Source organism: Oceanimonas sp. GK1, assembly GCF_000243075.1.
Lineage (GTDB): Bacteria > Pseudomonadota > Gammaproteobacteria > Enterobacterales > Aeromonadaceae > Oceanimonas.
Map to the genome: position 1 here is coordinate 1,159,323 of NC_016745.1, position 14,609 is coordinate 1,173,931.

13 protein-coding genes and 4 tRNA genes are annotated in these 14,609 nt (G+C 61.8%); 15 read left to right on the top strand and 2 right to left on the bottom strand.

Annotated elements, in window-relative coordinates; all coding sequences use genetic code 11:
- Positions 1-3: 3 nt before the first annotated feature.
- From orn to GU3_RS05575, 5 genes are all read left to right on the top strand, one after another.
- On the top strand, positions 4-549 hold the full coding sequence (gene orn / locus GU3_RS05555; RefSeq protein WP_014291559.1) for an oligoribonuclease: 546 nt from the start codon (positions 4-6) through the stop codon (positions 547-549).
- Positions 550-701: 152 nt separating this feature from the next.
- Positions 702-777, top strand: a tRNA-Gly gene (locus GU3_RS05560).
- A 139-nt stretch (positions 778-916) separates the two neighbouring features.
- A tRNA-Gly gene (locus tag GU3_RS05565) sits at positions 917-992 on the top strand.
- 44 nt (positions 993-1,036) lie between these two features.
- Positions 1,037-1,112 (top strand) — tRNA-Gly (locus GU3_RS05570).
- 44 nt (positions 1,113-1,156) lie between these two features.
- Positions 1,157-1,232, top strand: a tRNA-Gly gene (locus tag GU3_RS05575).
- A 175-nt stretch (positions 1,233-1,407) separates the two neighbouring features.
- Here GU3_RS05575 and bluB read toward each other — a convergent pair.
- Together bluB and queG are read right to left on the bottom strand one after the other, a co-directional pair.
- Positions 1,408-2,058 (bottom strand): 5,6-dimethylbenzimidazole synthase, encoded by a 651-nt coding sequence (bluB, locus tag GU3_RS05580; RefSeq protein ID WP_014291560.1) that lies wholly within the window; start codon positions 2,056-2,058, stop codon positions 1,408-1,410.
- A gap of 34 nt (positions 2,059-2,092) precedes the next feature.
- Positions 2,093-3,223 carry a tRNA epoxyqueuosine(34) reductase QueG gene (gene queG, locus GU3_RS05585; RefSeq protein WP_014291561.1) on the bottom strand — a complete coding sequence of 377 codons (1,131 nt, stop codon included), beginning with the start codon at positions 3,221-3,223 and terminating at the stop codon, positions 2,093-2,095.
- On the opposite strand from queG, the gene GU3_RS05590 reads away from it, so the two are divergent.
- The 10 genes from GU3_RS05590 to GU3_RS05635 all read left to right on the top strand — a co-directional run bounded on the left by GU3_RS05590 (position 3,222) and on the right by GU3_RS05635 (position 14,477).
- Positions 3,222-4,739 carry a bifunctional ADP-dependent NAD(P)H-hydrate dehydratase/NAD(P)H-hydrate epimerase gene (locus tag GU3_RS05590; protein ID WP_014291562.1) on the top strand — a complete coding sequence of 506 codons (1,518 nt, stop codon included), beginning with the start codon at positions 3,222-3,224 and terminating at the stop codon, positions 4,737-4,739. The two genes, queG and GU3_RS05590, sit on opposite strands and share 2 nt — an antisense overlap.
- Positions 4,702-5,169, top strand: coding sequence for a tRNA (adenosine(37)-N6)-threonylcarbamoyltransferase complex ATPase subunit type 1 TsaE (gene tsaE, locus GU3_RS05595; protein ID WP_014291563.1), 468 nt, complete (start codon positions 4,702-4,704; stop codon positions 5,167-5,169). Before GU3_RS05590 ends, tsaE begins: the two co-directional genes overlap by 38 nt.
- The gene (locus GU3_RS05600; protein WP_014291564.1) at positions 5,166-6,482 is read left to right on the top strand and encodes an N-acetylmuramoyl-L-alanine amidase; all 1,317 of its coding nucleotides are present in this window, start codon (positions 5,166-5,168) and stop codon (positions 6,480-6,482) included. The genes tsaE and GU3_RS05600 overlap by 4 nt, the downstream gene beginning before the upstream one ends.
- A gap of 1 nt (position 6,483) precedes the next feature.
- The gene (gene mutL / locus GU3_RS05605; RefSeq protein ID WP_014291565.1) at positions 6,484-8,316 is read left to right on the top strand and encodes a DNA mismatch repair endonuclease MutL; all 1,833 of its coding nucleotides are present in this window, start codon (positions 6,484-6,486) and stop codon (positions 8,314-8,316) included.
- Positions 8,306-9,250, top strand: a complete 945-nt coding sequence (miaA, locus tag GU3_RS05610; RefSeq protein WP_041542968.1) for a tRNA (adenosine(37)-N6)-dimethylallyltransferase MiaA — start codon at positions 8,306-8,308, stop codon at positions 9,248-9,250. Before mutL ends, miaA begins: the two co-directional genes overlap by 11 nt.
- A 36-nt stretch (positions 9,251-9,286) precedes the next feature.
- Positions 9,287-9,553: an RNA chaperone Hfq gene (gene hfq, locus GU3_RS05615; RefSeq protein WP_014291567.1), complete on the top strand. Its 267-nt coding sequence runs from the start codon at positions 9,287-9,289 to the stop codon at positions 9,551-9,553.
- Between the two features lie 69 nt (positions 9,554-9,622).
- The gene (gene hflX, locus GU3_RS05620; RefSeq protein ID WP_014291568.1) at positions 9,623-10,909 is read left to right on the top strand and encodes a ribosome rescue GTPase HflX; all 1,287 of its coding nucleotides are present in this window, start codon (positions 9,623-9,625) and stop codon (positions 10,907-10,909) included.
- Positions 10,910-10,971: 62 nt separating this feature from the next.
- On the top strand, positions 10,972-12,141 hold the full coding sequence (gene hflK, locus GU3_RS05625) for an FtsH protease activity modulator HflK (protein WP_014291569.1): 1,170 nt from the start codon (positions 10,972-10,974) through the stop codon (positions 12,139-12,141).
- A gap of 3 nt (positions 12,142-12,144) precedes the next feature.
- Entirely contained in the window at positions 12,145-13,032 is an 888-nt protein-coding gene (gene hflC, locus GU3_RS05630) for a protease modulator HflC (RefSeq protein ID WP_014291570.1), read from the top strand.
- A gap of 146 nt (positions 13,033-13,178) precedes the next feature.
- Positions 13,179-14,477 (top strand): adenylosuccinate synthase, encoded by a 1,299-nt coding sequence (locus GU3_RS05635; protein ID WP_014291571.1) that lies wholly within the window; start codon positions 13,179-13,181, stop codon positions 14,475-14,477.
- Positions 14,478-14,609: the final 132 nt, after the last annotated feature.

Here is a 14,609-nt window from a genome sequence, read left to right on the forward strand (position 1 = left end):
CCCATGAGCCAAAGTGCCGAAAATCTGGTGTGGATCGATCTGGAAATGACCGGTCTGGAGCCCGACGAACACCGCATTATTGAAATTGCCAGTATCGTCACCGACAAGGAGCTGAACATTCTGGCGGAAGGGCCGGTGCTGGCCATTCACCAGAGCGAGGCGGAGCTGGGCAAGATGGACGACTGGAACGTGCGCACCCACACCGGCTCCGGCCTGGTGGCGCGGGTGCAGGCCAGCACCATCAGCGAAGCCGAGGCGGTGGCGCAGACCCTGGCTTTTTTGCGCCAGTGGGTGCCGCAGGGCAGTTCGCCCCTGTGCGGCAACTCCATCGGCCAGGACCGGCGTTTTCTGGCCCGGCACATGCCGGAACTGGAAGCCTTTTTCCATTACCGCAACGTGGACGTGAGCACCATCAAGGAGCTGGTGCGCCGCTGGCAGCCGGCGTTGCTGGAGCAGTTTACCAAGAAGGGCAGCCATCAGGCGCTGGACGACATTCGCGAGTCCATTGCCGAACTGCAGTTCTACCGCCAGCATGTGTTTACCATTTAATCGGGCACCAGGCATTTTTTGAACGATTGGTCGCATTTTCGGCAAACGAAAATGGGGGCGAAAAAAAAGGCTTGCATTCAACGTAACCGCTCTTATAATTCGCCTCCCGTAGCCAAGAGGAAATGCGAAGCAAGCCGCTGGTTACTGTGAGTGCGGGAATAGCTCAGCTGGTAGAGCACAACCTTGCCAAGGTTGGGGTCGCGAGTTCGAATCTCGTTTCCCGCTCCAAATTGAAAAACATGGGTCACCAGGCCGGTGTTTGAAAGCAAGTTAAAATTGCGGGAATAGCTCAGCTGATACAGAGCTTGACCTTGCTGAAGTTGATGAGGGTCGCACCGCGGCCCCATGCACAAGTTTAAAGTTTTACGCGGGAATAGCTCAGCTGGTAGAGCACAACCTTGCCAAGGTTGGGGTCGCGAGTTCGAATCTCGTTTCCCGCTCCAAGTTACAACGATGGCGTTTCACCAGAACGGTATCTAAAAGTTTTGCGGGAATAGCTCAGCTGGTAGAGCACAACCTTGCCAAGGTTGGGGTCGCGAGTTCGAATCTCGTTTCCCGCTCCAAGTTACAACGATGACGTTTCACCAGAACGGTATCTAAAAGTTTTGCGGGAATAGCTCAGCTGGTAGAGCACAACCTTGCCAAGGTTGGGGTCGCGAGTTCGAATCTCGTTTCCCGCTCCAAATTAAAAAGCCGACTTCAGAGTCGGCTTTTTGCTTTTCTATTCTCACATGCTTCGTGCACAACCTTGCCGAGGTTGGGGCGGGACGCGGCGTCTCGCGAGTTCGAATCTCGTTTTCACGCTTCAAAATTAAAAAACCGACCTCAGGGTCGGTTTTTTGCTTTTCGGCTGGCGTATTAACCATCATAGCCTTCACTGAACACTACCTGTTCCAGCAATTTGCGTTTTTCCCATTGCAGACTTTCCAGCTCGGGGGTTGCCGGAAAGTCGGTAACATGGCCAATGCAGAGGTAGGCTACCAGCTTGTTCTGCTCGGGTGCTTTCAGCAATCGTTTAACGCGCTCCGGGTCGAGAATACTGACCCAGCCCATGCCGAGGTTCAGTGCCCGGGCCATCAGCCACATGTTCTGTACCGCGCACACCACGCTGTAAGGTCCCATTTCCGGCATGGCGGTCTGCCCGAGCACCGCTTTTTGCTCCGGCTTGTAGAAGACCGCCAGGTTAACCGGGGCCTCGGTAATGCCTTCCAGTTTCAGCCGGCGGTATGCTGCCTGGCGGGTATTCCCGAAACGGGCCGCTTCCTGCTCAGTTGCCCGTTGAAAACTGGCCGCAACTTGCTGTTTGATGGCCGGGTCGCGCACTACCACGAACTCCCAGGGCTGGGAAAAGCCGACAGATGGGGCGTTCAGTGCCGCCAGCAGCAGCTTTTCCATTGCCTCGTCCGAGACCGGCTGGTGGGTGAAGCGGTTACCGCGGATATCCCGCCGGTGGGCGATAATTTCTTCGAGCAGGCGGCATTCGTCCTGGGAAAACAATCTGGAAATCATGGCGTCGGTATTGGTATTCCGTTGATTCGGGAAGTCAGCGGGCGTGCGTCGGCATGCCCTTGTCCACGGCGCGAATAAGCCGGGCGGTCTTGCGATCCTGCCGGGCCAGCTTTTGCTGTTGTTGGGCCAGGGCCCAGTCGATATGCTCCCGCACCATGTCATCCACCAGATCCCGTTTTTGCTCCAGGGCAAACACCACCATGGGGCTGGCCGGTGCGTTGCCCAGGGCCACGGCGATATTGCGCAGCCAGCGCCGGTGGCCGATGCGGCGAATGGGGCTGCCTTCGGTCATCTTCAGAAAGTAATCTTCGCTCCAGTCAAACAGCGCCAGCAGTTGCGGGGCATGCAACGGCTCCCGGGGGGCAAAGTCCGGCTCCTGGCTGGCGTTGGCAAAGCGGTTCCAGGGGCAGATCAGCTGGCAGTCGTCGCAGCCGTAAATGCGGTTGCCCATCAGCGGGCGGAACTCCTCCGGAATGGGGCCGTCCAGCTCAATGGTGAGGTAGGAAATGCAACGCCGGGCGTCCACCACGTAGGGCTCGACAATGGCCTGGGTGGGGCAGATGGTGAGGCAGGCCACGCAATGGCCGCAGCCGTCCTCCGTTTCCGGCACATCCACCGGCAGCGGCAGGTTGACCAGCAGCTCGCCCAAAAAAAAGAAGGAGCCCTGCTCGCGGTTGATGACCAGGGAGTGCTTGCCAGTCCAGCCCAGGCCGGCGTTGGTCGCCAGTGGCCGTTCCAGCAGCGGCGCCGAGTCCACAAAGGGGCGGGCTACCAGGCCTTCGGCCCGCTCGGCGATTCGGTCCGCCAGTTTCTTCAGCCGGTTGCGCAGCACCTTGTGGTAATCCCGGCCAAGCGCGTAGCGGCTGACATAGCCTTTTTCCGGGTCACTCAGCACATGGGCGATGGCGGCGTGCTCGGGCAGGTAATTCATGCGTACCGAAATCACCCTGAGCGTGCCCGGCAGCAGCTCCTGGGGGCGGGCGCGCATCATGCCGTGGCGGGCCATGTAGTCCATCTCGCCGTGGTAGCCTTTTGCCAGCCAGGCGGCCAGTTGGGGCTCGTGTTTGGACAAATCGGTACCGGTAATGCCGGCCTGGTCAAAGCCTAGCTCTGCCGCCCAGAGCTTGATATCGTGAGCCAACGCATCGAAATCGGGAGTGGTCATGAGCATTACCGGTCTGGAAAAGCCCCATAGTCTAACACAAGGGCTCTGGCTGCCGGAGCAGATCAAACAGGGCGAGCGGCAGGCCGCCGCGGCCATGGGCATGGCCCTGTTCGAGCTGATGTCCCGGGCGGGGCTGGCGGCCTTTGAGCTGGCACGGCGGCAATGGCCCCAGGCCCGGCACTGGTGGGTGTTCTGTGGCGGTGGCAACAACGGCGGCGATGGCTACGTGGTGGCCCGACTGGCCCGGGCCGCCGGCATTCGGGTGCAGCTGGTGCAGATGGGCGATGCCGAGGCGCTGACCGGGGATGCCGCCATCGCCCGGGATCATTATCGCGCCGATGGCGGTGCCATTGAGACCCTGGACGCCCTGCAGGGAACGCCGGATTTGGTGATCGACGCCCTGCTTGGCACCGGGCTCAGCGGCGAACCCAGAGCGGTGGCCCGGCAGCATATTGCCGCCATCAACCGGCTGAGCGTGCCGGTGCTGGCGGTAGACCTGCCTTCCGGCCTGTGCGCCGATACCGGTCGTATTCCTGCCGAGGCGGTGGCGGCCGCGGCCACCCTCAGTTTTGTCGGGCTCAAGCCCGGCCTGCTCACCGGCCGGGGGCCGGACGTGTGCGGCCGAGTGTGGCTGGCGGATCTGGGCATTCAGCTCCGGCTGGAACAACAACCGGCGCTACAATTGCTGCACTGGGACTCGCAACGCAGTCACTTGCCTCGGCGGCGGCGGGGCGCCCACAAGGGCGAGACCGGCCGGCTGCTGGTGGCTGGGGGCCATTCAGGCATGAGCGGCGCCATTCGGCTGGCGGGGGAAGCGGCACTGCGCTGTGGTACCGGCCTGGTACGGTTGGTGAGCCACCCTGATCATGTGTCACTGCTCAACCTGACCCGCCCCGAGCTGATGACCGCCGGTTTTCCCGGCTTTGACCAGTGGGCCTGGGCTGACGCCCTGGTGCTGGGACCGGGATTGGGCCGGGACGACTGGAGCCGGGAGTTGCTGGCCGCGGCACTGGCCGCCGGCAAGCCCATGGTGATCGACGCCGATGCCCTGCATTTGCTGAAGGGCAGGGCACCGGCCAATGCCGTGCTCACGCCTCACTCGGGGGAAGCCGCCGCCCTGCTCGGTTGTACCGCCGCCGAAGTGGACGCCGACCGGCTTGGCGCGGTGCGGCAATTGCGGGAACAAACCGGCGCCGTGGTGGTCCTCAAGGGCGCCGGCAGCCTGATTGCCGGTGATCAGGGCCTGGCCCTGTGTCCCCATGGCAATCCGGGTATGGCGTCGGGAGGCATGGGGGATTTGTTATCTGGTATAATCGGCGCCTTTCTGGCCCAGGGCCTGGCACCGGAGGCCGCGGCCCGGCTGGGCGTATGCCTTCATGCCAGGGCCGGCGATCTGGCCGCCGGCGCCGGTATTGTCGGCATGCTGGCATCGGATTTGCTTATACCCATTAGAAGCCTTATCAATCAGACGGATGAACATGACAACAACAAGCCTGACCCTGACACTGGCCGATGAAGCCGCCACCCTGGCGCTGGGCGCGAGCCTGGCCCGGGCCTGTGATGATGCCTGCGTGATTTTTTTGCACGGTGAGCTGGGTGCGGGCAAAACCACCTTCAGCCGGGGCGTGATCCAGGCCCTGGGCCACCAGGGCAAGGTGAAAAGCCCGACCTACACCCTGGTAGAGCCCTACCAGTGCGGCCACCGTGGCGTTTACCACTTCGATCTTTATCGGCTGGCGGATCCGGAAGAGCTGGAATACATGGGGATTCGTGATTATTTCACCGGCAACAGCCTGTGCCTGGTGGAGTGGCCGGAGCGGGGCCAGGGCATGCTGCCGGGGCCGGATCTGGACATTACCCTCAGCTATAACGGCGAGGCCCGCCGGGCGTTGCTGGAGGCCCGTACCGAGACCGGCCGCAACTTGCTGAAGGCGGTGCCGGCATGAAAACCCTGCTGACCTTGTTCTGTCTGTTGTGCTCCGTCAGCGTCTGGGCCAATCAGCTGGAAGGCATTCGCATCTGGCCGTCGCCGGATAACACCCGCATTGTGCTCGACATGCAGGCTGCGCCCCGTTTCGACCACTTTATGCTGAATGGCCCGCACCGGCTGGTGGTGGATTTGGCGCATACCCAAAACCGGGTCAACTTCGCCGCCATCAACAACAGCAGCGAGCTGATCACCCGCATTCGCGACAGCAAACCGCCCCAGGCCGGCAGTCAACGGCTGGTGTTTGAGCTCAAGGCCTCAGTGAAGCCGGTGGTGTTTCCCCTGGCGCCGGCGGGAAATTATGGCCACCGCCTGGTGATCGACCTGCCTTATCAGGATCAGAGCCGCAAGCCCGCTCCCGCCGTACGCAAGCTGGCGCCGGCCGGGCTGCGCGAGCTGGTGGTCGCCATTGATGCCGGCCATGGCGGCGAGGATCCGGGGGCCATCGGCCCGAAAAAGAACCGGGAAAAACACATTACCCTGGCCATTTCCCGCAAGCTGGCGGAGCTGATTAACAAAGAGCCGGGCATGCGGGCGGTCCTGACCCGCACCGGCGACTATTACGTCAACCTCAACCAGCGTTCGGAAATCGCCCGCAAGGCCCGGGCCGATCTGCTGCTGTCCATTCACGCCGACAGCGTGGCCAACCAGGGGCCGCGGGGCGCCTCGGTCTGGCTGCTGTCGTCCAACCGGGCCAACCGGGAAATGGCCGGCTGGCTGGAGAAACAGGAGCGTCAGTCGGAGCTGCTGGGAGGCGTGGGCGAGGTGATCTCCCAGACCGATGGCAACCCCTATCTCACCCGCACCTTCCTCGATCTGTCGATGGACAAGTCCCGGGCCGACAGTTACGCCATCAGTGAGCACATTCTGGCGGAAATGGCCAAGGTGGTGCGGCTGCACAAGCGCAAGCCCGAGCACGCCAGCCTGGCGGTACTAAAATCCCCGGACATTCCCTCGCTGCTGATCGAGGCGGGCTTTATCTCCAATCCCCATGAAGAGCAACTGCTGCTGACCTCTGCCCATCAGCAGAAAATTGCCCAGGCCCTGCTCAATGGCGTCAAATCCTATTACCGGCAAAATCCGCCCAACGGCACCATGATGGCGGCCAGCGCCGCCCCCGGCGGGGCCATTCGTCACACCGTGAAAACGGGGGAAAGCCTGTCGGTGATCGCCCGTCGCTATGGCGTCTCGGTCAATCGCATCAAGGGCCATAACGATCTGAGTTCGGATGTGGTGCGGGTGGGCCAGGTGCTGAACATTCCGGGAAGCTGATATGCCGATACAAATACTGCCGGCCCGGCTGGCCAACCAGATTGCCGCCGGCGAGGTGGTGGAACGGCCCGCCTCCGTGGTGAAAGAGCTGGTAGAAAACAGCCTGGATGCGGGCGCCACCCGCATTGAGGTGGACATCGAAAAGGGCGGTGCCAAACTGATCCGCATTCGTGACAACGGCGGCGGTATCGGCAAGGATGAACTGACCCTGGCGCTGTCGCGCCATGCCACTTCCAAGGTCAGCAGCCTGGCGGATCTGGAGGCCATTCTCAGTCTTGGCTTTCGCGGCGAGGCGCTGGCCTCCATCAGTTCGGTGTCCCGGCTGGTGCTCACCTCCCGACCCGCGGAGCAGGAGCAGGCCTGGCAGGCCATGGCGGAAGGCCGGGATATGGCGGTGCAGTTGCAACCGGCGTCCCACCCCGTCGGCACCACGGTGGAAGTGAGCGATCTGTTCTTCAACACCCCGGCCCGGCGGCGCTTTATGCGCACCGAGAAAACCGAGTTCGGCCATATCGACGAGGTGCTCAGGCGCATTGCCCTCAGTCGCTTTGATGTTGGTATTACCCTGCGTCATAACGGCAAGCCGGTGCGTCAGTATCGGGCCGGCACCCTGCCGTCCCAGCACGACAAGCGATTGGCGGCGGTGTGCGGCCCGGCCTTTGTCAGCTCGGCCCTGAAATTCGACAGCGATCACCACGGCCTGCGCCTGTGGGGCTGGCTGGCGCCGCCGTCGGCAGCCCGGGCCCAGCCGGATCTGCAATACACCTACGTCAATGGCCGCATGATGCGCGACAAGCTGCTCAATCACGCGGTGCGTCAGGCTTATGGCGACCGGCTGCCGGCGGAAGGCCACGGTGCCTTTGTGCTGTATCTCGAACTGGATGCCCATGAAGTGGACGTGAACGTGCATCCGGCCAAGCACGAGGTGCGTTTTCATCAGGCCCGGCTGGTGCACGACTTCATTTACCAGGTGCTGCACCAGACTCTGGAGGACACGCACAGCGTGCCGCCGGCCTCGGCCCAGGAGCCGGACGCCGGTTATGAGGCCGAAGCCTATGAGCCTGCGCCCATTGCCGCGTCCCCCCGTTATGCGCCGGCCGGCCATGGTTACGGCCGTGGGGCGGAGCAACCCCGCCACAGCGGTATCAGCCAGCATGGTTATGGGGCGGAACGGACCCACGACAGCGGTATTACTCAGGGGCAGTGGCAAGGGCTCGACGGTCTGATGACCACGCTGCCCGCGTCGGGCGCTAGCGCATCCGCCCCGGTGGCGGCATCCGCCGCCGATGCCCAGGATAACCTGCCCCTGCTGCTGGAACGGGAACGGTTCCTGGTGGTGCTTTACCGCGGGCGGCTGTGGCTGTGCGAGTTGAACCAGGCCAGCGTCTGGCTCAATGGCCGGGCCTTGCTGGCGGCCTGGCAACAGGGGCTGACGCCCCAGCCGCTGTTGCTGCCCATTCGGCTGGCCTTGCCGGCAGAGCAGCAGCAAGCCCTGGCAAGCCACCAGGCATTGCTGACAAAGCTCGGGCTGGAGTTGAAAACCGGTCCCGGCGACACCATTATTCTGACCCGGGTACCCCAGCCCCTGCGCCATGCGGATCTGGCGCGGCTGTTTCCCGAGCTGCTGGCGCGACTGGAGCGGGAAGACGCCCGCCAGCCCGAGGCCCTGTGTCAGTGGCTGGCGCAGCAGGCCCTGGCCGACGAAGCCTGGAACTGGCGCCGGGCCACGGCATTGTGGCAGCAGCTCGGGCCCGAACTGAATGAGGTACCGCCGGACGTGATGCGCCCGGTGGAGATGGAACAGCAACTGAACAGGTGGACACATGGGGACTAAGCCCCCGGCGATATTCCTGATGGGGCCGACGGCGTCGGGCAAGACCGGTCTGGCCATGGCCTTGTGCCGCGCATTGCCCTGCGAGATCATCAGTGTCGACTCGGCACTGGTCTACAAGGGCATGAACATCGGTACCGCCAAGCCCACCGCCGAGGAGCTGGCCGCCACGCCGCACCGGCTGATCGACTTGATCGATCCTGCCGAGGCCTATTCCGCCGCCGACTTTCGCCGGGACGCCCTGGCTGCCATGGCCGAGATCACCGCCGCCGGCCGTATTCCGCTGCTGGTGGGCGGTACCATGCTCTATTTCAAGGCCCTGCTGGAAGGGCTGTCGCCGCTGCCGTCGGCGGATCCGCAGGTGCGCGCCGGCATTGAACGGGATGCCGCCGAGCGCGGCTGGCAGAGCCTGCATCAGGATCTGGCGGCCATCGATCCGGTGGCCGCTGCGCGCATTCATCCTAACGATCCCCAGCGCCTTTCCCGGGCGCTGGAAGTTTTTCGCATTTCCGGTAAAACGCTCACAGAATTGACGGCAAGCAAGGGTGATCCCTTGCCTTACAAAGTGTTACAGTTTGCGATTGCGCCCGCCGAGCGCGCCGAGCTGCACCGGCGTATTGCCGAGCGGTTTCACTTGATGCTGGAGCAGGGCTTTGAGCATGAAGTCAGGCAGCTGTATCAGCGCGGCGATCTGCATCCCGAACTGCCGTCCATTCGCTGTGTGGGCTACCGGCAAATGTGGGATTACCTGGCCGGCAATGTTGGCTATGATGAAATGGTGCAGCGAGGCGTAGCAGCCACTCGCCAGCTGGCCAAGCGACAACTGACCTGGTTACGAGGCTGGCCCGGACTGATCTGGCTCGACACCGACGACAAGGACGCGGGGCGGCAACTGATTGAGCAGGTCCGGCAGGCCGGTCAGGCAACAAAAAAATAATAATTTTTCACTATTACAAAAGATAAGGACAACAAAATGGCTAAGGGGCAATCACTGCAGGATCCGTTTCTGAACGCGCTGCGTCGCGAACGGGTTCCCGTTTCCATCTACCTGGTCAACGGCATCAAGCTTCAGGGACAGATCGAGTCTTTCGATCAGTTCGTTATTCTGCTGAAAAACACCGTCAGCCAGATGGTCTACAAGCACGCCATTTCCACCGTGGTGCCGGCCCGACCGGTGCATCATCTGACCCCCTCAAGCGGCGGGCAGGAGCAGGCCGACAGCGAGCAGGGTGAAGGTTGAGCCTGAATTCGTTCCCTCACCACAGCAGTAACACTGTGAACATACCGGCCAAACCACGGAGGACACACCTTGTTTGAGCGTTATCAGGGTGGCGAATCCGCCATTTTGGTTCATATCAATTTTACCGACGACAGCGAGCGGGAAGATCTCGAAGAGCTGCAGTTGCTGGCCGACTCCGCCGGCGTCACCACCTGTGCCGTGGTCACTTCCAGCCGTGCCGCGCCCCAGTCCAAGTTTTTCATCGGTACCGGCAAGGTGGAAGAGCTGGCGTCGCTGGTGCAGATGCACCAGGCCGACGTGGTCATTTTCAACCACAGCCTGTCTCCGGCCCAGGAGCGTAACCTGGAGCGGGAAGTCAAATGCCGGGTGCTGGATCGCACCGGCCTTATTCTCGATATCTTCGCCCAGCGGGCCCGTACCCACGAGGGCAAGCTGCAGGTGGAGCTGGCCCAGCTGCGTCACCTGTCTACCCGGCTGGTGCGGGGGTGGACCCACCTGGAGCGGCAAAAGGGCGGCATTGGTCTGCGCGGTCCGGGTGAAACCCAGCTGGAAACCGACCGGCGTTTGCTGCGCGAGCGCATCAAGTACATTCAGAAACGGCTGGAGAAGGTGTCCCGCCAGCGTGAACAGGGGCGACGGGCGCGTCAGCGCAATGAAATTCCCACGCTGTCTCTGGTGGGGTATACCAACGCCGGCAAGTCGACCCTGTTCAACCGCCTCACCGAGTCTGATGTGTACGCGGCGGATCAGCTGTTCGCGACCCTGGACCCCACCCTGCGCAAGATTGAACTGCCCGATGCCGGCCTCGCCATTCTGGCCGACACCGTGGGCTTTATTCGTCATCTGCCCCACGATCTGGTGGCGGCGTTCAAGGCCACTCTGCAGGAAACCCGGGATGCGGATCTGCTGCTGCACGTGGTGGACTGCGCCGACGAGCAGATGCGGGACAATATCGACGAGGTCAACTCGGTGCTTGAGCAGATTGAGGCCGACGAGATCCCGGTGCTGATGGTGTTCAACAAAATCGACAAGCTCGATCCGCCTGAACCCCGCATCGAGCGGGACGATCAAGGCAGGCCCAGAGCGGTATGGGTGTCGGCGCAACAAGGACTGGGCATTGACGGTCTGTTGAAGGCACTGAACGAGTTGCTGGCCGGCACCCTGGTCGAGCACCGGCTGACCCTGCCACCCTCGGCCTCGCGACTGCGCAGCCGGCTGTATGCCCTTAACGGCATAGTGACAGAGTCTTTTGGAGACCAGGGCGAGTACGTGGTGGAGATACGTTTGCAGCAGGCCGACTGGCACCGTCTGCTGAAACAGGAAGGCGAGCAACTGGAACGCTTTATAAGCGATTGATTGCCTGAATGATCAATTGCTTGGTAGAGTTATTTTCATAAACCAGAAAGACGGAGATACAAATGGCTTGGAATGAGCCTGGAAATGGTGGCAAAGACCGTGATCCCTGGGGGAATGACGGCAAGCATCAGGGCCCGCCGGATCTGGACAAGGTGATTCGCAACCTGAGCGGAAAACTGGGTGGGTTGCTGGGTAACCGCGGCTCCGGCAGCGGTGGTGGCCTCGGATCTTTTGGGATTACCGTGGTGCTGGTGATCGCCCTGGCGGTGTGGGTGGTGAGCGGTTTCTACACCATCGGCGAAGCCCAGCGGGGCGTGGTGCTGCGCTTTGGCAAGTTCTACCAGACGGTAGAGCCGGGCCTGAACTGGAAGGCGACCTTTATCGATCGGGTGTATCCGGTGGATGTGGAAACCGTGCGTTCACTGCCGGCGTCCGGCTTTATGCTGACCCGGGACGAGAACCTGGTACGGGTGGAGATGGACGTGCAGTACCGGGTCATTGAGCCCCGTGACTACCTGTTCAACGTCACCAATGCCGACGACAGCCTGCATCAGGCCCTCGACAGCGCCCTGCGTTACGTGGTGGGTCACAGCACCATGGACGACGTGCTGACCGTGGGTCGTGAACGGGTACGTCAGGAGACCCGTGCCCTGCTGGAAGAGATCATTGATCCCTACCAGCTCGGACTGATGATCCTGGATCTCAACTTCCTACCGGCTCGTCCGCCGGAAGAGGTGAAGGACGCCTTTGACGATGCCATCGCCGCTCAGGAAGACGAACAGCGCTTTATTCGTGAAGCCGAAGCCTATGCCCGGGAAATCGAGCCCAAGGCCCGGGGTCAGGCCCAGCGTCTGCTGCAGGAGGCCGAGGCCTACAAACAGCAGGTGGCCCTGCGCGCCGAGGGTGAGGTGGCCCGCTTCCGCGAGCTGCTGCCCCAGTATGAACTGCAACCGGACCTGACTCGTCAGCGTATCTACCTGGAGACCATGGAAGAGATCTACAGCAAGGTCAACAAGGTGGTGGTGGACACTCCGGAAGGCAGCAACAGCCTGATGTACCTGCCGCTGGACAAGCTGATGGAGCAACAGGCGACGCGTGAAGCCCGTGTGGACCCCAATGTGATCACGTCCGACTATCTGAACAACAACAATGTGTCTTCCGGTCAGGACAGCGGCCAGCTTCGGCCCGGCTCCGACAGAACCAACATTCGTCCGACGACAGGGAGAAACTAAGCGATGAAAAGATTGTTAATCGTGGTGCTGGCCCTGCTGGCGGTACTGCTGTTCTCTTCGATTTTTGTGGTGGCCGAGGGCGAGCGCGGCATCGTGCTGCAGTTCGGCAAGGTCAAGCGCGAGCAGGGCTCGGAGCTGCCGGTGGTCTATCAGCCGGGCCTGCACTTCAAGGTGCCGCTGATCGATCAGGTGCGCAAGCTCGATGCCCGTATTCAGACCCTGGATGATCAGGTGGATCGTTTCGTCACCTCCGAGAAAAAGGACTTGATCATCGACTCCTACGTGAAGTGGCGTATCGACAACTTCGAACAGTACTACCTGGCCACCGGTGGCGGTAATCGGCTGCAGGCCGAAAGCCTGCTGCGCCGGCGGATCAACAACAGCCTGCGCTCGGAGATCGGTAGCCGCACCATTCGCGATATCGTCTCCGGCGAGCGGGGCGATGTGATGGAAAGCGCCCTCAAGGGGCTGCTGGAGTCGTCGTCTGAGCTGGGTATCAAGGTGCTGGATGTGCGCATCAAGCAGATCAACCTGCCCACCGAGGTGTCCAACTCCATCTACCAGCGCATGCGCGCCGAGCGGACCGCGGTGGCCCGGGAACACAGATCCGAGGGGCGTGAGCAGGCCGAAGTGATCAAGGCCGAAGCCGATCGCCGGGTGACCATCATGATTGCCGATGCCCAGCGTAACTCCCGTACCCTGCGGGGTGAAGGGGATGCCGAGGCGGCGAAGATCTATGCCGATGCCTACGCCGCGGACCCGCAGTTCTTCAGCTTTATCCGCAGCCTCGAGGCCTATCGCAAGAGCTTTGAGCAGGGCGGCGACATGATGATCCTCAAGCCGGAAGGCGACTTCTTCCGCTTCCTTAAGGATCCTTCCGGATCCAACTGATGGCACGCACAATCCCATAACAAAGGCCCGGGCAACCGGGCTTTTTTATTGCCTGGCAATATTTTCAGCAATCCGGCCGTCTGGCAGTTCCGGCCTTGGTTAAAATTTGTTAGACTCCATTTTTAACAACTCGACAGTTAGTGAAAATGGGACAAAACGTTGTTGTACTTGGCACCCAGTGGGGTGACGAAGGCAAGGGCAAAGTTGTCGATCTGCTGACCGACAAGGCTCGTTATGTTGTACGTTATCAGGGCGGCCACAACGCCGGACACACCCTGGTCATCGACGGCAAGAAGACCGTCCTCCATCTCATCCCCTCCGGTATCCTGCGCGACAATTGCACCTGTATCATCGCCAACGGCGTGGTGCTGTCTCCCGACGCGCTGCTCAAGGAAATGGCCGGCCTGGAACAAAGCGGTGTACCGGTTCGCGAACGCCTGAAGCTGAGCGAAGCCTGTCCGCTGATCCTGCCTTACCATGTCGCCATGGATCAGGCCCGGGAAAAAGCCCGTGGCGCCAAGGCCATCGGCACGACCGGCCGTGGTATCGGCCCCGCCTATGAAGACAAGGTGGCTCGTCGCGGTCTGCGCGTGGGTGATCTGTTCGACATGGACACTTTTGCCGGCAAGCTGAAGGAAATTGTGGCGTACTACAACTTCCAGCTGAAAGGCTTTTACGGCGAAGAAGAAGTGTCCTACGACGCCGTGCTGGAGCAGGCCAAGGGCTATGCCGAGCTGCTGACCAGCATGGTGGTGGACGTGACCGACATGCTCGACAAGGCGCGCCGCAACGGTGACCGCATCATGTTTGAAGGGGCCCAGGGCACCCTGCTGGACATCGATCACGGCACCTACCCCTACGTGACCTCGTCCAACACCACCGCCGGCGGCGTGGCCACCGGTTCCGGTTTTGGTCCCTGCTATGTGGACTATGTGCTGGGTATCATCAAGGCCTACACCACTCGGGTGGGCTCGGGTCCGTTCCCCACCGAACTGTTCGACGAAGTGGGCGAGCACCTGGGTGTGAAAGGGCACGAATTTGGCGCCACCACCGGCCGCAAGCGCCGTACCGGCTGGCTCGACATCGTGGCCATGAAGCGGGCCATTCAGGTCAACTCCATCACCGGTTTCTGCCTGACCAAGCTCGACGTGCTCGATGGTCTGAGCGAGGTGAAGATCTGCACCGGCTACCGCATGCCCGATGGCTCGGTGAAGGATGTACCGCCCATGGCCGCAGAAGGCTACGAGACCGTGACCCCGGTATACGAGTCCATGCCCGGCTGGAGCGACAACACCGTGGGTGTGACCACCCTGGAAGGCCTGCCCCAGGCGGCGCGCGATTACATCAAGCGCATCGAGGAGCTGACCGGTGTACCGGTAGACATCATCTCCACCGGTCCGGATCGCGCTGAGACCATGATACTGCGTCATCCGTTCGAGGCCTGATGTCCTGACGGCACGCAGAAAAAACGCCGGCTCACTGAGCCGGCGTTTTTGTTTGTGGTGAGGGGGAGAAGTGAGGAGAAAAAAGCAGCTCGCTTCGGCTCCTCACTCCTTACCCCTCACATTTCACTGCCA